Here is a 20,214-nt window from a genome sequence, read left to right on the forward strand (position 1 = left end):
TGCTTTTCCGTCAAAATATTGGTTGATTTTGCTCAAAATAACCTGATGTTTTTGTAAAAGTGACAAAACAGCGTAACTATGCTCTAATCGCAACTTTGTAATATCCACATTTTCTTCTAAGTCCTGTTTAATTTGCTTCTCTAACGCTTTTTTCTGTGCATTAGTTTCCAGGTAATCTTTCCACCAATCATTTCCACTACTCATTGTTTCACCATCCCTTATTATCGTATCTGCAGCCATTGAGCAAGTATTTGATCTATTTGTTTAAAATTTTCACTCATTTTAACCATATGGAAGGCTATTTCTCCCGTATCATTTTGATTCTTTCGAAGCTTTTCCAAAAGGTGTTCAAAATCATCTATATTGATTAAAGAAGGAATTCCATCTGTTCCACCATTTGTTAATTCACGAAATATTTCATCCACATGAGAGGTATTTAATTTATCGTATTTTCCTGAACCAATCATGTTTCTATATGTATTTCTTAATTGATTCATTGAATCTAGATGATCGTCCAGTAATCGAATTAGTGCAGTTCTTGTGGCTGCAATTAACTCTTCACTTTCCTCCATTTCCATGGCCAATTGATGCATTAGTTCTGTTTGAATACGGATATGAAAGTCGTGAACGCCACTATTTTTCAACTCCAATGGAGAGGATTGTAACTGCCCTTTAATTTTTTCACCGTATAATAAGTGAGGAAGTAAATAGCCTTCTTCATTATACATATCCTCACTTACGTAGTTTTCAATACGATGCGTTTCAAGTGTTTTTCCGTTGTTCTCTGCTGGATCGCCAACATAGTATACAGATCCAACGGACTGGTTATAAAACGTTCCAATGATGTCATCGGGGTAGGTGTAAGAAATAATATTATCTTTAAATTCTCCATTTACAGCCCGTTCTTGATCTTCTTTAGATAACAGATCAAACACGTCAGCTGAAGCAAACGTAACAGCGTTTGAGTCATGTTTGACAGCAAAATACTGCGCAAGACCTCCTCCAAGAGAGTGTCCAGTAAAAACGATATTGTTTGCTCCATATTTCTTTACATATTTTTCAACAATGGGGGTAGCTTCCGTAAATTGATTTTTATTCGTATACGTGATGGTTTTATCTTTGGAGTTGAGTTTCGCCTTCCCAGATGTTAAAGCAGCGTCTTGAGAAGGTGTTCCTAAATAAGGTGTTTTTCCATATTCTTTTTTGGTATAATCGGAATCACCAAGAATAATTCCGTAGAGATCTTCTTCATAATCTTTAAGAGAACCTGGTTCTGTTCCTCGGAAACTGATAACGATATTATTTGAATTAGGATTTTTTAGTACATAACCGTCCAATCCAGTTTCTTTATGTTGAATAGTTTCTGTGTTTTCCCAAAAAATCGTTTTTTGTCCAAATTCAACTGGGATTTTTTTGAAACCATCTTCGTAACTCTGACGAGAAATCTCTGCTACTTCAACATCGCTTACTTTTAACATAGAATACGCTCCTTCAAAATAAATAAGAGGTGGTTAGCTTGAAAAAAGTATTGGTTTTCACCACATTAATTATACTATTAGGAGGATGCTCTGTGAACTCGCCTAATTCAAATTATGATAAAAAAACAATTGACAAAGCAAAAGAAACAGTTGAAAGCTATTTACGAAATAATTATGAAAACGTAAATGAAGTTGAATTCAGCAATGATACAAGCGATCCAATGGGTGGATTAATGATTCGAGGTTCCATAAATGGTGTGGCTGAATTTTCTGTCAGCATTGATCCAGAGAGTTTTATTGTGAGAAGTTTAGCAGAGAAAGAAAACTTCCCAGAGAGAAAAGAGGAATGCAAAGAAAAAACTTGTGATTATTAATAAGCCCAAAAATCCTATATCAATAGTAGTCAAGCATGATTCCAAATTAAACGAGTGAAATTTAATAGCTTTGAACACAGTAATGACTTGTGTTCAAAGCTGTTTTATTAGCGAATTTTTCTACTTGGTTTTTGTTGTTCCCCTCTATTGAAGATGAATGATGAACTCACCTCACTAAGACACCTTGTAAGTACTCATCAGTTAAAATGTAATTTTTGTTTTTTCCCATGTGTTACACCACCCTATAACCATATTTACAAGCCTAATTCTAATTCAATTCCTCTATCTGTATCACTAACTCTAGGGTTTCGATCAATATTGTCGGGAATGCCATCTCCGTCCGTATCAGGGTCAACTGGGTTTGTTCCCATTCTTAATTCTTGTAAATCTGTTAGGCCATCAGAGTCCAAATCCCTGTTAGCTAAATCTTTTTCCATTTTCTCATGCTCGTTGAGGGTTTTAACTTCTAATTTCCTATCATCAATTAAATTATTGAGAACTTTTTCAGCAGCAGTTAAATTTGGAGATGGAATAGTAATAGCCTTGACATTAGTCATACTAGCTATTCCTACCAAGTACATAGATTTTGTTAATTTACTCTTAGGATCTACAAGTGATCGTTGATAAATGTGCGTGTTTCCTTTCAAGGTGTCTAATTGAGTAACCTTAGATAAAGGTATATGTCCTTTAACTAATTCAAAAGCATTCTCTGCATCTTTCTGGTTAGTAAAATTGTAACCTAAAGCTTTAACACGATCTAAGCTATATAAATCTATTTCTCTCACTTCACCAACAGCAATTGTATAATTACTGCCGTACTTGATAAGTGCTATATCTTTTTCTCCTGATTTTATGGCCAACTTATTCCTATCCAAAATAACTGGAACATCAAAAGAGATATTATGATCTAATATAACGTCTTTTACCTTTTTAACAATAGCAGCACTCTCTTTTTGTATAGCTTCTTGATAAGCCATTAAAATCTTACTACTTTTCCCTTTAGACCATTCTTTAAAATTGGGAAAGGAATATTCGCTTGTGTCCATCCCTAAGCTTTTAGCAACTAAGTAAGCTGTGCTTTCTGATTGTATTTTTTTTGTTTCTATTTCCAGATCATGATACTTCCCTGTATCACTATGAAAGATAGAACGGGCATATTCTTGAATAAGCGTTTTGCAGATTACATCCTTATTGGCATTGGCATTAAGCACTATTTTATGCTCCAACTCAGAATAATGACCATTACTATCTTTTTTATAGTTTGTATCTAGTTGAATCGGTAAATCTTTTTTTAATTGCTTTAATAAAGGTTGAAAGATTTTGTCAGCAAATTCTCTTTCCGTTACATTTTTAGGGACTACAGAATTTTTAGGTTGAAAGACACCATTCGTATCTTTTACATCAAATACATTTACTTTGTATCGTCGTTCGGGGTCTATCATTTTTATAGCTTTTGCGCCTATATTTACTTTTCTTCCAAGCTTGTTCCATTCCTCCATACTAGCTACAAGAGATGCATTTGGTTTTTGCTTATATATAAGTATCTGATTTTCAAGAGAATCCTTGGAAAAAACACTAACAAAATTCAAATAACGTTTATAAGATTCTGCATTGGACATGGACTCCTGTATTCCTTCAATAACCATCCTCGCCTCTGGATTACTTTTAAAAAACATTCTTCCAGTCATTTTTATTCCACCTTTTTTATTATAGGGAATGACCACGATGTTTCTTTTTCTTCTTGTAGCGTTTTCTCTTTAAATCTTCTTCAAATTGAGCCTTAGTGGACTGTTCCCTGGTTTGCATCATACTACTTAAGAAACGATCAATTACATAGCTTGGGACAGCTGGTAGTCCAGAAGAAAGATTCGTTGTGTTTTCATCTAAATGATCATTCATTATAGAATTTATTTTTTTAATAGTATCGGTTTTATTAAATTCAATTGTAGATACTTTTTCAGGATCAATTTCTTTTAACTTTTTAGTTGCTATATGGGATAGATTAGAATTCTTTAAGCACTCATCTTTAAAGAATAATAAATACCTTGGATTATCTGTTTGAAAGTCAGGGTAGAGTTTTTTGAATTCATACCAATTACCACTTTCTTTGCACTGCATATAGCGTTGAATAATATCTTCTTGTTCTAAATTTGTATATCTCCTTAAAGAATGATTATCATCTAAGTTAATAGGTTGCTTATAATACTCATAGCCAACAACTAACGTTTCTTTTTGCTCTAAACTGAAATGCTTATAGTTCTTATTTGAATATATTTTATTTAGTTCAAGATCGTAAAGTTCTTCAATTAAATCTTTAGCTTTATAAAGTTCATTAATTCCCCCAACAAGGTGCTTTAGTTCATAAATTTTCTTAGGGTGTTTTTTAGCTGCATGTAATAGTTTTTCTTCAAAACTTCCAGGATTGTTATGAAGTTTTGTTTCTTTTTCAATCTCTCTTCTACGCTTATCCAGTTGCAACATCTTTTCATCAAGAGACATAACAAATGCAAAACGATTCTTTATGATATTGGTGATTTCAGACTCAATCTTATCTGCATAAACTTCTTTAGTAAGCATTTCAATTTTCTCTTTGCTTAATAATCTTCCTTCTTTTAATGTTTCCTCAACAATTGCGCTTTTTTCTTCTTCCAATAGTGAATTAATATCCCGTTCTGGATAATATTCTCTAATAAATCGTTCACTTTCTTTACTAAGTATTTCTTCTGCTTGATTTATTAATTCTGTCTCATTATCAATACGGTTTAATTGCTTCAATTTAGTTTCACTATCTTTGCTAAATTGAATAGACTTTTTCCATTTGTTTAATTGCTGTTTTCTTTCATTTATGTTTTTGTAGTTAACAAACATTTTTAAATGTTTAGCTATATCACTTAAGTGCTTTTTCTCCATGGGAGAAAACTTTCTAGAAAATTTATTTTGATATATGATCTGTTCTTTTTTCTTCTTATATTTCTGAATATCTTTAACAATAGCGTTATGTTTTTTAACTTCTTTATTATGATTTACTCGATCTGATTCCATACCACTTTTGACCAATTTTCGAGCTACATATCCCTCGTGAATAGTTGGAAGTTCTTCAACTCCTCTATCTTCATGCGATAAGTGAGAAATGTTTTCACTAATGCCATTTTCCTTTAAATATAAATTCGTTTTATCTGCCCATAACTTCCTCCAGAAATTAAATGTTTCTCTTTTGTTCCAATCAGTAGTTTCAACTTTATAGAAAGCTTTCTTACCATTTTTGTCTAAAATATGATTTCCTTGTTCATCAAACTTGTATTCTCTTTTCGCTTTAACCCCCCATGTTCCATCTTCTTCAAATGGTCTAACAGTGAGCATAACATGGAAATGTGGGTTTTCTTTGTCATCTCTATGTATGGCAATATCTGCAACCATTCCTCTATTCACAAAAGCTTCTTGGCAAAATTCTAATGTTAATTTCTCTTGTTGTTCTTTCGTCAATTCAACTGGAAGAGCAACATTAAATTCTCTTGCAAATTGCGCATTGTAATTTTTTTCGATTTTATTTACTTCATTCCATAGTCTTTCTCGATTCAAAGCCCATTTAGGAGCATTGGAGGGAATTAGAATATGCGTTACTGGTTCCACTTCACGTTTGTAGTAGAATGATTGATTATCCATCTCGTCAACTAATTTTTCACCTGAACGATAAGCAGCACATGCTAACGGACTTTTAGGTTTTCCTGTTTTTTTTGATATTCTGCTCATCACTTGTCCACTAAAATGATAAATAGCCATATAAGAATAATCTCCATTCCATATATACATGAGCGAAGCGAATTTTAACAAACACGCCTGACGGAATCCTTGAAACGCATAGTTGAAAGGATTTAGCACGACACTTGGGTAGAGTGTATAAGTGCGCCATTGTTCACTTCGTTATGGATAATTTTAGCACTGTATCGTCATTATAGCAACTTATATTACTTATCAATGTATTTGGTTTGCACGTCTATATAACAGCGCTACATTGATTGTATATTTTTAATATGGTAGAATTCTAATCAATATAGATGGTTCAAAATCCATTACATAAATAAGAGAGAGGAATGATCATATGAGTTTTGGAAGCAATCAAGCAAAAATGTTAACCATTGAAGAACAAATTAAAGTATTACAAGAGAAAAAAAAGAAAGAATTGAGAAAACTAGAAAACTCAGTTGGGAAAAAATTTATAAAAACATTTGACCTACAGTATGAACATATACACGATATTAATATTCTAATTGATCAACTAAAAGAATTGTATATGGACAGTACTAAATCAGAAAAATTGGAAGAAGTGAAGCATGAAGTCTGATATTAAAAAAATTGATAATAAAATTTCAAAGTTAGAGATGCAAAAAAAGATAATTGCTCGTTCACTTAAGTATGATAAAAGGAAGAAGCGAACACATAGATTAATCCAAATTGGAGCATTGGCCGAAAAGTATTTTGATCTTTACAAGTTGGACATATCTGATGTGGAAGAGGTATTCTCTCAGTTCTCTAATTTTGTAAAATCTAATAAGTTAGATAAACATAAAAAATAAGAGTCTCATGACGAGGCTCTTATTCATTGACTTGTGTGATTTTTTTTGCGTTATAACCATCTACTTCTAAAATATATGTCTTTCCATCAAAAAAGACCTTTCTAGTGTTTTTTGATTTGCTAAATAATCCATCTTCACTATTCTCTATGATGACCTCTGAAGGTTGCGCATCTAGCATTATAGCCACATCTTGCTCTAATTTTAATTTACCATCTTGGTCTTCATACATTTCTATTCCGAAACCAGCTAATAATAATATTACTCCTATTATCGCAATCCCCATATCAATTTTTATGGAGAAAGAAGACTCTGAAAAAGAATCAGAAGACATAAATCGGAATATAGCTATTATGATAAAAATAAATGCTAAAATAAATATAATTTGAGAAATTAGCATTTTACTCCTCCTTTCCTTGCAACTAACTAAGTATTTTATTCATTGACTGGTGTAATTTAATTTGGACTCTTTAAATCTCTAATTCATTATCTTTTATTTTTAAAGACTTGTATTCATTAATTAAAGTTTGATCTGGTTGTTTATTAACAATTGCATTATCAAATATTTCATTAAAGGAATTTGAGTCTTTAACAGACTGAATAGATGCTTTTATCATGGATTCTGAATCTACATTAGACCAATCAAGTTCATATCCATTTTTTAATGCTAAAACTCTGAAAAACTCTCTCTGTGTTCGTCCATTTCCCTCTCGGAAAGGATGAAGCATATTTACTTCTGCGAAATAATATGACATCTTATCCACAAATCCATGATATTCTAATCCTTTTAAATGTTTATCACTTTTTAACTGCCGAAATATATCACTGGCATAGTTAGAAAGAAACATTGGATGAGCAAAAGGTGTATTCCCTTTTTGGATTTGTTCATCTCGTAAATCGCCAGCAAATGGATATATATCTTGGAAAATGAACTTATGAATTTTTTGCAAATGTTTTAAACCAAATGCTCCATGTATTGGTTTATCATAAAGCATTGTTAATCTCTCATAAGTCAGTGTTGTTTCTAGGTTTTCTAATGCCTTTCTATCTTTAAGATCAAATTTATTTATTAAAATGTCTGTACCTTCATAACAGTACTTTGATTGCGTATTATATTTATCCATTTGCTAACTTCAAAGCCTTTTTAAGAAATTGATCGTGAGAAATTTCACCTTTTAATCTTTGTTTGACTAAATTAGTCTGTTCTTCACTTACCTTTAGGTTTTCAATTTCTAAAGTTTTCTTTGCATATAGCAAGCTTTTTTTCATTCTGTTTTCATTCATACAAAATCCCCTCTCTTAAAAATCTATATCCTCAATTTCTTCCTCAATGCCACCAATTATTTTATCGGATACATCAATGTCACCTTGAACGATTTCTTCTGGCTCTTCTTCTGATGAATGTCCCTTATAAGTACTTATATTACCAGAAGATATTGTCTCATATATATAATCAACCTTGTGCTCAATGCCTTCCATTCTTACTGCAACGGAGCTTAAGCTTTCGATTAGTTGATTTGTTTGTTGTTCTTTTTCAACAAGGCTCACAATGTACGGTGTGAGCCTTCTTGTAGATCCTAACTCTTCTAGCTTTTTGTAAATTTCTTCAGGCATCTTGTTTCCGGTTAACGTTAATCTTTTCTTCTCTTTATTTTGCACCATAACCTACCCTACTATCCTTGTTTTAATTCATTTAAGCTTAGAATCTCAAGAGCCGATAAATTTATCGTTCTTGCGGTCGGTTTAAATATTTCCGACTCGTCACCATCAATTAACCCAGATAAGAAGTAATGGTTATTTTCCATTATTTCCTCATTTGTCATTTGCTCAACAGCTTCTTTAATGTATGGAGATAAAATTGGAGCTTCCCCTCCAAAATATACAAACTTTAATGCATCTTTTGTTTTATTATTAAAAGCTTCCATCACCTTATAAACAAGTAATTTTGAATACTCTCTTAGCATTTCCACGATGGGTTCTGTTAAATCAAACTTTTCCCCCGTATTCTGGTTTTTTAGTACATATTTTTGGTTTTTATAATTGGCCACAATGAATTTTTCTAAACTACGCAGATCCGTAAAATGTTCTAGCAGCTTTTCTTTCCATAAACTCTCCAGTCTACCTAAAAACGGAACAATTTGAATAACTTGAAATGAATCTTTGGATACGGGAGTATTAAGACTCTTGGCTAAAAGCACCGCATCAGCAGAACCACCGCCAATATCCACTAATACTGTATTATGGTTATCAAACATTTTAGATTCCAAACGCTTTTCAATAGCTGTTACTTCTTTTTCCTGGTCATTAGCCATTTTATATTTTAAAGCCCATCTACCAACTTCACTTTCGATGTAGCATTTTGAACGTTCTACATTAATTGTCAATTCCGTTTCCATGCCTGCAGTTAAAAGTTTTACATTATGTTCTCCCATAAAACGGTTTTGCATTTTAGATTGCCCAATAGAAAACTTATCTTCCTTTTTCAATAACCATATAGGCAACATCATTTTCATGCTGTCAACTTTAATTTCGGCAATTTCCTTTTCTCCCTTTAGCTTATGAAAATAGGCCATCGCAGCAAGGAAAACAGCATAAGGTATATTGCTTTCTATCTTATCGTGCATTTTCCCTACATGGGTGTTAGCATACGGATTATTTTCCGCCAGTTTACCAACCATATAGTAATGTTCTTCATCATTCAATACAGTTGATATGAGTAAACGATCTAACAGATCATCTACATCCTCAACACTATTTGTGAAGACTCCTTCTGCCTGCTCCTTACTAATCTCTGCCACACAAGTAGGAATTTCAAAATAATAACTATCAATTAAAAAATTATTTGTTGAATTACCAAAATCAGCATTTAACCTTTTTATTTCCATCATGTACCACTCCATTCATTTTGGTTCACAACGTTGTGAACTTATAATCCTATTATCTCATAAATTGAGGGAAAGTCAACTGTTTTTATGTTATTAGTCAACAACATTGTGTATTTATTTTAATTTCCAATTGAATATTACTTCTACAAGCATCCTTTATATCCTTTAAAAGACATTGAGACAAAACGAATTATTGCAACAAGTGTTGTTTTAATGCAAAATGACAAACCTGTTTTCATTTTCTTGAAAATCGGGTATACTATATGTAGAAAGACATACAATAAAAAAACCGTTTGACGTAGCAGCGCCAAACGGTTTAGTGCAATAGCCCTTCAAGGGGGCAGCTCGCATAAGATAAAAAGTAATCACCTAATGCTTGCCAGGCTTCGGGTGGTTACTTTTTTTGTGACAAAATAGCAACGATCAGTGAAGCGAAAGAGATCATTAAGACCAAACTTTCGAAAACTGACATAGGCTTCACCCCCCATCAAAACGGGAATGAGCCACCACCCACGAACAAGCCTTATGCACTTGGATATATTATAACATTCCTATGTTGACTTTCACTAGCTTCTTTCACAAATTTTCCTCCAACTGATTGATCTTCATTTTAATTTCACCCTACATACCCAATAAGCTATTTAATAACTAGCATATATAATTTTCAGAATATTCCATTAGATAAGTAGTTTTGGTTGCTACTAGTAAAAGTGGCCACAATTTTGAATTGGAAACGGAAAAAGATGAATTCATGACAAAAGAAGATGCTGACATAGTTTTAAACCAGTTAGGTGAAAGAAGTAATTACCAAGTTTTCTCCAAGGAAAAGAAGGAAAAACCTAAGAAACTATTTGATTTAACTACTTTACAGCGACATATGAATACAAAGTATAAATGGAGTGCCAGCAAAACCTTAGAAGTAACACAAAGTCTTTATGAAAAACAGCTTGTAACATATCCAAGAACGAATTCACAATATCTAGCGAATGATTCTGAATTACCAGGTCTTTTAAAAGCCCATAAGGATAATATTTGGGTAAGCAAAATTATAAGTAATGGATATATAATAGAGTCTTCTTTTATTGATTCTAGTAAAGTTACTGATCATGAAGCAATTATAATAACTAACAAAATGGCTTCAAATCTAATGAAAGATCAAGAAGCATTATATAATGAAATTTTTAATAGGTTTGTTGCTGCTTTCTATCCTCCAGCAGTTAAAAAAGAAGTGATAGCCACTTTCAATGACGGCCAATATACATTTAAAGCAAAAGAAACGTTTCTTATTGAATTAGGATGGCGAGAATTATTTGAAGGTTCAATAGAAAAAGGAACATTAGAAGCATGTATATTAGGTGATATTGGTGACTATGAAATTTTTGAAAAAGAAACAAAACCTCCTAAGCGTTACACAGAGGCTACATTGCTTAGTGATATGGAGAACGCTGGTAAATATGCAGTTGATGAAGATGAGAAAAAATTGCTTAAATCTGTTTCGGGTATAGGTACAGTGGCCACTAGAGCTGATATAATTGAAACTTTAATAAATAGAGGATTTGTGGAAAAAAAATCAAACAATCTTCAATCGACCACTTTGGGAAAAGAAATAATTGGAATGATGCCTGAAGATTTTGCCCTTTATAGTGTGAAATTGACTGCCTTTTTTGAATCTATGCTGGCTGAAATTGAAAATGGAGATTTAGATGAACAATCTTTCTATGAAGAGCTGAAAGGATTAATTCAACGTACAAGCATAGAGATGAGAAAACATATTAAAAAAGTGACTACCCCAACTAAAGAAATAATAGCTCCTTGCCCGAACTGCGGAAATAATATGTACGAGAACTCAAAGGCGTATTATTGTTCTGGCTATAAAGACGGTTGTATGACAAGTTTATGGAAAAATGGTCTAGAAAAGCTGGGGAAAAATAAAATCACTAAAAATGAAGCTCAAAAGCTACTTAATGGTAAAAAAATAAATGTAAGATTAAAGAGCAAAGCTGGCAAGGCATACAAAAAAGATGTTGTATTTGATAAAGAAAAAGGCTGGGTTGTTTTTGCTGATAAGAAGTAATATTAAGAGGAGGTAAGATATTGGAATGGATAGATAAAAATAAATTTAAATTCATTAAGCGACTAGGCATTTTTAAAAAATTTAAGTATCCCATACTAGTTAACGAAAGTAATAAACCAATTCAGGTTAATTGGCAAGATGCTCGTGAATATATGAAACAGGGGTACTATAGCTATAGGAAAGTTAGAGGTTACGGTTGGGTTCTATATAGATTAAGCAATAAGGGAAAGTTACAAGAAGCTAATGCGTATTCTGGGTGGCTAGAAATTGATGATATTTTGGAACATGGTTTTGAGGATTGGCTTATTGCCAATCCTCTCTAAGATTAGGAAAGAATGGTTCTATACTTAGGACTTAAACAATACAAGAGGAGTGTCCTGTTGATGTTAATATTTAAAAGTATTATTGCTTTCATTCTTTTTGCGCTTGCTCTTGGTTCACTTTTTTATTTGATAGTAAATTCTTCTGAGAAAAAATTATGGCGTATTGTCAATATATCATTGGGGAGTGGTGTGATTTTATTATTTCCTATTACCAATACCATAAATGCTTTCAAAACAAGTTATTTAGCTGGCTTACAATTCACCTTATTTTATCTTTCACTCTTTAGTACTGCGCTATTAGTAATGGTAATCATGTCAAAATATGAAAAGAAATTTAATAATCTATTTGAAAGAATGACAAAAAATAGGGTGAAGTAATTTTTAAAAAAGTAGGTGAAAATGGTGAAAGCAAACGAGTCTGTTGTTTATTTAATAGGTTTGTTTCAACGATATGACGTGTATATAATATTCTGTTTTTTAATACTTATTATCGTTAAAAGTATTCCTTGGATATATAAGATTTTTCAACAAAGAAAGATGGCAAGGTCGGGTATTAAAGATATAGACAGAATGAATGGATTTCAATTTGAAGAATATTTAAAGGTATTATTTAAGAAGTTAGGGTATCGGCCTGTAGTAACAAAAAAATCAGGAGATTATGGAGCTGACATTGTTTTAAAAGGAAAAAACAAAGTGGTTATACAAGCAAAAAGATATGGTTATAAGCATCGTGTGAGTTTAGATGCAATTAGGGAAGTGTATGCTGCAAAAGCCTATTATAAAGCAGACGAAGCTTGGGTTATTACCAATTCATTTTATACAAAACAGGCAAAGATATTAGGTTCAGCTTGTGGTGTAAAATTACTAGACCGTTTTGACCTACAAGATTTTATTTGCGAGATAAAACCTGAAAAACATGCAAGTGACTTTTTAAAGGAAAGAGATGATTAGTAAATAAAGACATATCATATAGGTTATCACCATAAGTAAATAAAACAATATACAGGGGGATTGGCTAATTGTCAATCCCTATTTAAATTTAATGAAATGGATGATGATAATGGTTTTAACAAGAAAAGAGTTTAAAAAGGAATTAACAAAAAAAATAATATCAAAAACTGCAAATAGTATTATATTAAATAACTCGCATTCAAATGGTTTTCAATTGAAGTATCATTCTAATACAAATTATAATTTTATGCTGTTTTTTCAACATAAAAAAGAAGGTATTTTTCTAAATATAAAACCAACAGGGGAGGTATATTTTAGAGTTAAATTACTTGAACCTCATACTATTGATACTATAAATGAATCAAAAATGCTTTTAATGATTCCAAAAGAAAAATATACAAAAGATGAATTATACCAAGTATTTCATGAATTTGACGTTCTGTATAAAAAGTATACTAGTTATTTATTGAGGGGAGATAAATAATATTATGAGAAGGTATTTTACTACAGTTGGTTTGCATGATGGTGATCTTGAAATGGAAATATTAATTAATTCAATTGCTGATACAAATACAAAAGAAAAAGCCGAAGAAATAGCTACCGATAGAAAGTTTGATATAGGTTATTTGTATGAAGATAAACTGGTCTTTAAGGGTGGAATATTAACAATAAAAAAGGGTGATACAGACAAGTACCAATTTAAATTATTAAAAGAATGGAAGCCTGTCGTTAATAATGAGGATATGAAAAACATTACATGGGAAAAAGCGTTAAAATATTTAACCCGAGAAGGAAGGACAGAAGGAAAGACATTTCCCTTTGCGTTAGAATCTCTTTATTATGGAATTTATGATGATCGTCCTTTCTCAAACTAATTCAGGATAAAGTATATTGATCCAAGTTTAGAATAAAGCTCCATTAATACTTTACTATTACAGAATAATTTATTATACTTTAAGTAAGGAATAGTAAGGATTATTGGAGCTGATATAATAAAAGAAATGGAAGTGTAATACAACATGAGAAACTTACAATCGATTTACATAGAAATGTTAAAGCAATTGACTGGCTCTGATAAGTGGAAAGATTTCTTGTCATTTAGTGCAAGAATTCATAAATATCCTTTTGACCAAGCCATTCTTGTCTATGCACAAAATCCGCATGTTACAATGTTGGCAACGGAAAAAATTTGGGGTAAAGTGAAAAGAAGTGTTACCCCGAATTCTAAAGCTATAATGGTTACGAAATATGAAAAAGGTAACCAAGTCATAGATTATCTATTTGATATAACTCAGACTACTGGAGTTCCTTTACAAAAGCCAGCATGGGAAGTTCATGAAGAAGAAAAGCAATTTATTATGGATTCTTTTCCAGATATTAATTCAATGAGTATTGAAGGGAAAATAGATTTATTTACCGAAGAAATCGTCAACAAAATATACCTAACTATTGAAGATCATTGTGAAGATGCATTTAAAGAATACAACGGAACTGAAAAAGATGAAAAATTGGCTGCGTTTTATAAGTTAGCACTAGATAGCGCTCAATATATGGTTCGTCAAAAATGTGGGTTTACACAAAAACAATTTGACTTTTCCTTTGTAAAAGATATACAGGATCTTTATAAAATAAACGTATTAGGTAATTGGATAAATAAAAGCACGAAAACTGTTTTGAGAGAAATTGCTCAGTTAAAAAAAGAGTATAACTTTGAGAGGAATGGTAAACATGGACACGATGTACAAGATTACGAGGTACAAAATGGGAGAAGATGGGAAGCTATATCCCGAAATCCAAATCAGCAACGAGAAGGAACACGATCAACCCCTAGGGAGTTTCGGGAAACAAGCAATGATGTATCTACAAGAAAACGATCCGATTCGATTTTCTCAGCTCCAAATGGAAGGAACTCTAATGGAGAAGATGCATCAAGTAGATCAGGAAGCGAAGGAAAAAATAATCAATTTGATGGAACAACTAGAGAAAAAGAATCCATCTCCAAAGACGGAAAACATTCATCAAATAACGGCACACAAAAACCAATTGAAAGCACAAGCAGAAGAAATAGTATTGAAAGAATTCATTTATCAAAAGAGATAGAAGAAAAAGAAGTTGTTGATCCAAAGCCTGTTTCAAAAGAAATAGGCTTTTTGAATTCGTCTGAGGATACTGTTCAACTAGAGTTATTTAACGATTGGGATTCTGTTGGTGAAGAAATAAAGGTACAGACAGATAATAAAGAAAACAAGCAAATCACACAAAAAGTAATTGATGACACATTAAAAAAAGGACCGAACGTTTTTCATAGTAAATTCCGCATTGCTGAATTCTTTAGTAATAAGCCAACTAGTAAAGAAACTGTTAGGTTCTTAAAGAAGGAATATGGCATTGGGGGTTGGGGTGGCCCTAACCGTACAAGCGTTTCTTTTGATAGTAAAGGTATTGAGTTAGATTATTTTAAGCTACTGAAGTGGGATTACGTAGCCAAACGGATACAGCAATTAATTAATCAGGATAAATATTTCTCTGCAAAAGAAAAGATAGAATTTGAAGCTTATTTAAATGGAGACAATCAAGACAAAGATGATGTCGCTACAACAAATAAAGTGATAGATCAAAATCAGGAATCAGACGAAGAAATAGCTCCAATTCAAAATTATCAGTACGATTCTTCTGACAATCTTTACACAAATGGAGACAAAGCTAAATATAAAAATAATGTAGCTGCTATTCGTTTACTAAAGCAATTAGAAGAAGAAAATATGCTGGCCACCCCAGAGCAACAAAAAGTGTTAGCTAGGTATATTGGCTGGGGAGGTTTAGCTAATGTTTTTAATCCTGATAATCAAAAGTGGTCAAATGAATATACAGAGTTAAAAGTGCTTTTAACAGAAAAAGAATATCGGGAGGCTATGGAAAGTACGATTACTGCGTATTATACAGATCAGAAGATCATATCAAAAATGTATGATACCTTAAAACAATTAGGATTTGAGAAAGGGAATATCCTTGATCCAGCAATGGGAACAGGAAACTTCTTTTCCGTATTACCAGATAATTTGAGACCTTCTTCGCTTACGGGTGTAGAATTGGATAGTATTACAGGAAGAATAGCAAAACAATTGTATCCTGAAGCGAATATATTAGTGCAGGGTTTTGAAACCACAAAATTTAATGATAACCAATTTGATGTGGTTGTGGGAAATATCCCTTTTAACAACATTCATATATCAGATAAAAGGTATGATGAGCATAAGTTTTTAATCCATGATTACTTTATTGCTAAGTCATTAGATGTAGTTAAACCTGGGGGAATTGTTGCTTTTATTACATCTAAAGGAACTTTAGATAAAAAGAGTACTAAAACCAGAGAGTATATTGCTGAAAGAAGTGAACTATTAGGAGCTATTAGACTACCCAATAACGCATTTAAAAAGTTGGCTGGTACTGAAGTTACTTCTGATATTCTATTTTTGAAGAAAAGGGAAGACTTATTAGATGTTAATGATTTAAACCATAGACCATCATGGGTTGACACATCAGAATTACATGACCAAGAAATTGAGATTAATAACTACTTTTATAACAATCCAGATATGGTTCTTGGTGACATGATAATGGATGGTTTTTATGATGGGGTTAAACAATCAACTTGTGTGCCACATGAAGATACTGATTTAATAGTTGAATTAGATAAAGCAATACAAAATGTAAAAGGTACGTTTAGTGCAATCCCTACTGTGTCATCAGATATTATAAATACTCAATCTAAAGGAATCGATAATGAAAATAAAGAAATAGAAGCTTCTTCAGATATAAAGAATTATACGTATGTTGTTAAAGATGACGAATTATACTATTGCGAAAATAAAATGCTAATCCCACAAAAGCTTGGAAAAAAAGAAACAGAACGAATTAAAGGATTATGTGCAATTAGAACTGCGTTACAAGACGTTATTCATATTCAGTCAGATAATTATAATCCAAAGGAATTGTCGCAATTACAACAGGTTTTAAATGATAAGTATGATTTATTTGTTAAAAATCATGGCTTTATTAATCAACGTCCTAATAAAAGAGCCTTTTTTGAAGATATACAGCTGCCACTATTATTATCTATTGAAAAAGAACAAGACGATGGGACATTTACAAAGGCAGAAATTTTTTATAAGGCTACGATAAGACCTCAACAAACTCAAAAAAAGGCTGAAACAGCTTTGGAAGCTCTACAAATGTCACTGAACAGACATATGAAAGTAGACCTGCCATATATGTCTCAAATTTATACTAAAGACGTAGAAAGTACTATTGCAGAATTAGGCGATAAAATATATCTTAATCCTAAAAAATATAATGGGGATTTGAATCACGGATGGGAACTCAGTGATGAATATTTAACAGGTAATGTTCGTGATAAGCTAGAATATGCAAAGTTGGTCGCTAAAAGTAATCCTGATTTGTTTGCTAGAAATGTACGGGCTTTAGAAGATGTGCTGCCAGCACCTTTATTACCTGGAGATATAAGTTTTAGAATAGGATCTCCTTGGATTCCGAAGGAATACTATGAAAAATTTATGCATGAGTTAATGGAAACCCCTGGTTATTTAAGAACCAGTAGATATGGTATTCAGTTAACTTATGCGCCCTATACAAATACTTGGAGAGTAGAAGGTAAAAACAATACATACGAATCTGTTAAAGCAAGTTCCGTTTACGGTACGAAACGTAGAAATGCGTATCAAATCTTTGAGGATTGTCTTAACCTTCAAGAATCAACAGTCAAAGATCCAGTCAAGTACATTGATGGTAATGGTAATGAACAAAAAAAATATGTAATTAATCCTAAAGAAACCATGATTGTTCGTTCCAAACAGCAAGAAATACAAGAATCATTTCGTTCTTGGCTATTTAGTGATTCTGAGCGCTCTAAACACTTACTTACTATTTACAATACAAATTATAATGCAATTAGACCACGCACATATACTGGAGATTACCTCGCATTTCCAGATATGAATGAAGAGATGCAATTACGCCCACATCAAAAGGATGCAGCTGCACGAATTTTGTTCACAGGTAGGGCTTTGTTGGCACATGAAGTAGGTGCAGGAAAGACGGCCACTATGATAGCAGCAGCAATGAAAATGAAACAGGTTGGTTCTGTTAAAAAGCCTATGTTTGTTGTTATGAATCATACTGTGGATCAATGGGCTAAGGAATTTATGCGTTTTTACCCTGGGGCAAATATATTAATAACTACCAAAAAGGATTTCGAAAAACAAAATCGACAACGGTTTGTATCTAAAATAGCAACGGGCGATTATGATGCAATTATAATTGGTCATAGTCAGTTTGAAAAGATTCCTATCTCAAAAGAAAGAGAAGAAAACATTTTAAGAAAAGAGATTAATACTTTATCATATGAAATAAGCGAAGCCAAAAAATCGGATGGAAGAGACTGGAGCGTTAAGCAACTGGTGATTTTTCAAAAATCATTAGAAAACAGGTTGAAAAAACTAATGAACGAGGACAAAAAAGACAGAGTTATAGACTTTGAGAATTTAGGTGTCGATTTTCTATTTGTGGATGAAGCACATGTATACAAAAACTTGTATACAGTAACGAAGCTAAAAAACGTTGCTGGAATTGGCACTTCATCCAGTCAACGGGCTACAGACATGAAGATGAAGTGTGAGTACATTCAGGAAGTAAACCAGGGCAAAGGTGTGGTTTTTGCTACTGCAACACCTATTACGAATAGTATGTCTGAATTATTTGTTATGCAGAGGTTTTTACAGCCAGAGGCGTTAAATAGAGCTGGGCTTGAATTTTTTGATAATTGGGCAGGAACATTTGGGGAAGTTGTTTCTTCGTTAGAAATGACACCAGAGGGGTCTGGATATCGAATGAAATCTCGATTTTCAAAATTTCACAACCTTCCAGAGCTAATGAGTATGTTTAACTTAGTTGCGGATATTCAAACTTCTGAGATGCTCAATTTACCTGTCCCCGAACTAGTAAACGGAAAGGCGGAAATCGTTGTCTCTGAGTGTTCCGATTACCAGCAAGAAAAGATGGATGAATTTGTAGAGAGATCGGAAAAAATAAGAAGTGGTGAAGTAGATCCATCAGAAGATAATATGCTAAAACTAACTCACGAAGCAAAATTGATGGCTATTGATCCACGATTAATTGACGAAAATGCACCGACAGATGAAAATTCGAAGATAAACAAATGTGTCTACAATGTATACCAAATTTGGGATAGAACCACAGAAAATCAATCCACACAAATGATTTTCTGTGATAGTGGCACACCAAAATCAAATCAATTTAATGTTTATGATGAAATTAAAAACCAATTAATGAAAAAAGGTGTACCAGGAGAAGAAATTGCTTTTATACATGATGCAAAAACAGATGCGCAGCGAGATAAATTATTTGCTAAAGTACGAAAAGGTGAAGTTAGAGTCCTAATAGGAAGTACAAGTAAAGTTGGTACAGGTACTAACGTTCAAGATAAATTAATTGCTGGCCATCATATAGACTGTCCATGGCGACCTGCTGATTTAACACAACGGGATGGAAGGATTGTTCGTCAAGGAAATAGTAATAATAAAGTGGCCATATTCCGATATGTTACCAAGGGAACATTTGATAGCTACTTATGGCAAATTCAAGAGCAAAAGCTTCGATATATTTCTCAAGTAATGACGGGGAAAAACGTATCTCGTTCTTGTGAAGATACGGACGAAACGGTGCTTTCAGCTGCTGAGGTGAAAGCTGTAGCAACTGGTAATCCGTTGTTACTGGAAAAAATGACATTAGATAATGAAGTTGAGCGATTAAAATTAGTAGAGAGCCGTTGGAAAAATGAAAAAGCTGTTATGGAGCAAAATCTAACTGAAACCTATCCTAATCGTATAAAAGAGTTTAATAATAAAATTAGGGAAATAAAAGATGATTTATTCACTGTCAATAACTATCCTAAAGGCTTTGAAATAGAATTAGATGGGATGAGTTTCACTTGTGAAAAAGAGGCTGGGAAAGCTCTTAAAGCTGTTATTAATACATCTATTGAAAATGTTAATGAAAAGCCTTGTATAATTGGGAAATACAAAGGGTTAGACGTTTATTTAAGGAGAGATTCTTTTACTCTCAATATTGGTTTAAAAGGGAAAAGTAATTTTGATGTAGAAGTTAAATCAAGAGAGCAGGCCAATATTCAACGACTTACTAAAATACCTACAGAGTATGAAAATAAAATTATGAATTTAAAAGAAGGTATTAATCAAGTCAAGATGCAGTTAAACACGGTAGAAAAAGAATTAAAAAAACCGTTTCCTTATAAAGATGAACTGAAAAATTTGAAAAAGAAACAATCAGAATTGAATTTAAAAATGGAGTTTGGCCAAGAATTAAATAACCAGGAAGATAACGCGATGCGTAAGCAAAATAAAAAAAGCAAGGATTTAGGTATTGAACTTTAAATTTTATGGAGTCCATTTGTTTTCACAAGATGGACTCCATAAATTAACATATCATTAAAAGGCGGTAT

The 20,214-nt window shown here is 32.4% G+C and carries 20 protein-coding genes; 10 read left to right on the top strand and 10 right to left on the bottom strand.

The window, feature by feature from the left end; translation table 11 throughout:
• Together HLX49_RS03460 and HLX49_RS03465 are read right to left on the bottom strand one after the other, a co-directional pair.
• The coding region (locus tag HLX49_RS03460; RefSeq protein WP_296360812.1) for a hypothetical protein at positions 1-240 on the bottom strand (240 nt) is incomplete at its 3' end.
• Positions 222-1,478, bottom strand: coding sequence for a Tle-like phospholipase domain-containing protein (locus HLX49_RS03465; protein WP_296360813.1), 1,257 nt, complete (start codon positions 1,476-1,478; stop codon positions 222-224). The genes HLX49_RS03465 and HLX49_RS03460, both read right to left, overlap by 19 nt.
• Positions 1,479-1,570: 92 nt before the next feature.
• Between HLX49_RS03465 and HLX49_RS03470 the strand changes: the two genes are divergently transcribed.
• Positions 1,571-1,852, top strand: a complete 282-nt coding sequence (locus tag HLX49_RS03470; protein ID WP_296360814.1) for a DUF1433 domain-containing protein — start codon at positions 1,571-1,573, stop codon at positions 1,850-1,852.
• Positions 1,853-2,106: 254 nt separating this feature from the next.
• On the opposite strand, the gene HLX49_RS03475 is transcribed toward HLX49_RS03470, so the two are convergent.
• Positions 2,107-3,471, bottom strand: a complete 1,365-nt coding sequence (locus HLX49_RS03475; RefSeq protein WP_296360815.1) for a hypothetical protein — start codon at positions 3,469-3,471, stop codon at positions 2,107-2,109.
• 88 nt (positions 3,472-3,559) lie between these two features.
• Positions 3,560-5,632, bottom strand: a complete 2,073-nt coding sequence (gene mobQ, locus HLX49_RS03480; RefSeq protein ID WP_296360816.1) for a MobQ family relaxase — start codon at positions 5,630-5,632, stop codon at positions 3,560-3,562.
• A gap of 319 nt (positions 5,633-5,951) precedes the next feature.
• Here mobQ and HLX49_RS03485 point away from each other — a divergent pair, with 319 nt between their 5' ends.
• Complete coding sequence (locus HLX49_RS03485; RefSeq protein WP_296360817.1) at positions 5,952-6,194, top strand: hypothetical protein; 243 nt, start codon at positions 5,952-5,954, stop codon at positions 6,192-6,194.
• Entirely contained in the window at positions 6,184-6,426 is a 243-nt protein-coding gene (locus tag HLX49_RS03490; protein ID WP_296360818.1) for a DUF3847 domain-containing protein, read from the top strand. Before HLX49_RS03485 ends, HLX49_RS03490 begins: the two co-directional genes overlap by 11 nt.
• Before the next feature lie 19 nt (positions 6,427-6,445).
• On the opposite strand, the gene HLX49_RS03495 is transcribed toward HLX49_RS03490, so the two are convergent.
• The 6 genes from HLX49_RS03495 to HLX49_RS17055 all read right to left on the bottom strand — a co-directional run bounded on the left by HLX49_RS03495 (position 6,446) and on the right by HLX49_RS17055 (position 9,780).
• Positions 6,446-6,823 carry a hypothetical protein gene (locus tag HLX49_RS03495; RefSeq protein ID WP_296360819.1) on the bottom strand — a complete coding sequence of 126 codons (378 nt, stop codon included), beginning with the start codon at positions 6,821-6,823 and terminating at the stop codon, positions 6,446-6,448.
• A 70-nt stretch (positions 6,824-6,893) separates the two neighbouring features.
• Positions 6,894-7,547 carry a Fic/DOC family protein gene (locus tag HLX49_RS03500; protein WP_296360820.1) on the bottom strand — a complete coding sequence of 218 codons (654 nt, stop codon included), beginning with the start codon at positions 7,545-7,547 and terminating at the stop codon, positions 6,894-6,896.
• Positions 7,540-7,707: a hypothetical protein gene (locus tag HLX49_RS03505; RefSeq protein ID WP_296360821.1), complete on the bottom strand. Its 168-nt coding sequence runs from the start codon at positions 7,705-7,707 to the stop codon at positions 7,540-7,542. The genes HLX49_RS03500 and HLX49_RS03505 overlap by 8 nt, the downstream gene beginning before the upstream one ends.
• Before the next feature lie 15 nt (positions 7,708-7,722).
• A complete protein-coding gene (locus tag HLX49_RS03510; RefSeq protein WP_296360822.1) occupies positions 7,723-8,085 on the bottom strand; it encodes a hypothetical protein in 363 nt (120 codons plus the stop codon).
• Between the two features lie 11 nt (positions 8,086-8,096).
• Positions 8,097-9,308 (bottom strand): Alp7A family actin-like protein, encoded by a 1,212-nt coding sequence (locus HLX49_RS03515; RefSeq protein WP_296360838.1) that lies wholly within the window; start codon positions 9,306-9,308, stop codon positions 8,097-8,099.
• A 394-nt stretch (positions 9,309-9,702) separates the two neighbouring features.
• Positions 9,703-9,780 carry a putative holin-like toxin gene (locus HLX49_RS17055; protein WP_367112718.1) on the bottom strand — a complete coding sequence of 26 codons (78 nt, stop codon included), beginning with the start codon at positions 9,778-9,780 and terminating at the stop codon, positions 9,703-9,705.
• A gap of 255 nt (positions 9,781-10,035) precedes the next feature.
• Between HLX49_RS17055 and HLX49_RS03520 the strand changes: the two genes are divergently transcribed.
• The 7 genes from HLX49_RS03520 to HLX49_RS03550 all read left to right on the top strand — a co-directional run bounded on the left by HLX49_RS03520 (position 10,036) and on the right by HLX49_RS03550 (position 20,146).
• Positions 10,036-11,382: a DNA topoisomerase gene (locus tag HLX49_RS03520; protein WP_296360823.1), complete on the top strand. Its 1,347-nt coding sequence runs from the start codon at positions 10,036-10,038 to the stop codon at positions 11,380-11,382.
• A gap of 20 nt (positions 11,383-11,402) precedes the next feature.
• Positions 11,403-11,705, top strand: coding sequence for a hypothetical protein (locus tag HLX49_RS03525; RefSeq protein WP_296360824.1), 303 nt, complete (start codon positions 11,403-11,405; stop codon positions 11,703-11,705).
• A gap of 60 nt (positions 11,706-11,765) precedes the next feature.
• A complete protein-coding gene (locus HLX49_RS03530) occupies positions 11,766-12,083 on the top strand; it encodes a hypothetical protein (protein WP_296360825.1) in 318 nt (105 codons plus the stop codon).
• Between the two features lie 21 nt (positions 12,084-12,104).
• Positions 12,105-12,656 carry a restriction endonuclease gene (locus HLX49_RS03535; RefSeq protein ID WP_296360826.1) on the top strand — a complete coding sequence of 184 codons (552 nt, stop codon included), beginning with the start codon at positions 12,105-12,107 and terminating at the stop codon, positions 12,654-12,656.
• A gap of 109 nt (positions 12,657-12,765) precedes the next feature.
• The gene (locus HLX49_RS03540; RefSeq protein WP_296360827.1) at positions 12,766-13,140 is read left to right on the top strand and encodes a hypothetical protein; all 375 of its coding nucleotides are present in this window, start codon (positions 12,766-12,768) and stop codon (positions 13,138-13,140) included.
• Positions 13,141-13,144: 4 nt separating this feature from the next.
• Complete coding sequence (locus tag HLX49_RS03545) at positions 13,145-13,531, top strand: hypothetical protein (protein WP_296360828.1); 387 nt, start codon at positions 13,145-13,147, stop codon at positions 13,529-13,531.
• 144 nt (positions 13,532-13,675) lie between these two features.
• Positions 13,676-20,146 (top strand): SNF2-related protein, encoded by a 6,471-nt coding sequence (locus HLX49_RS03550; RefSeq protein WP_296360829.1) that lies wholly within the window; start codon positions 13,676-13,678, stop codon positions 20,144-20,146.
• Positions 20,147-20,214 lie beyond the last annotated feature (68 nt).

Origin of the sequence: Virgibacillus sp., assembly GCF_013393565.1 — a bacterium.
GTDB classification, from domain to species: Bacteria; Bacillota; Bacilli; order Bacillales; family Amphibacillaceae; genus Virgibacillus; species Virgibacillus dokdonensis.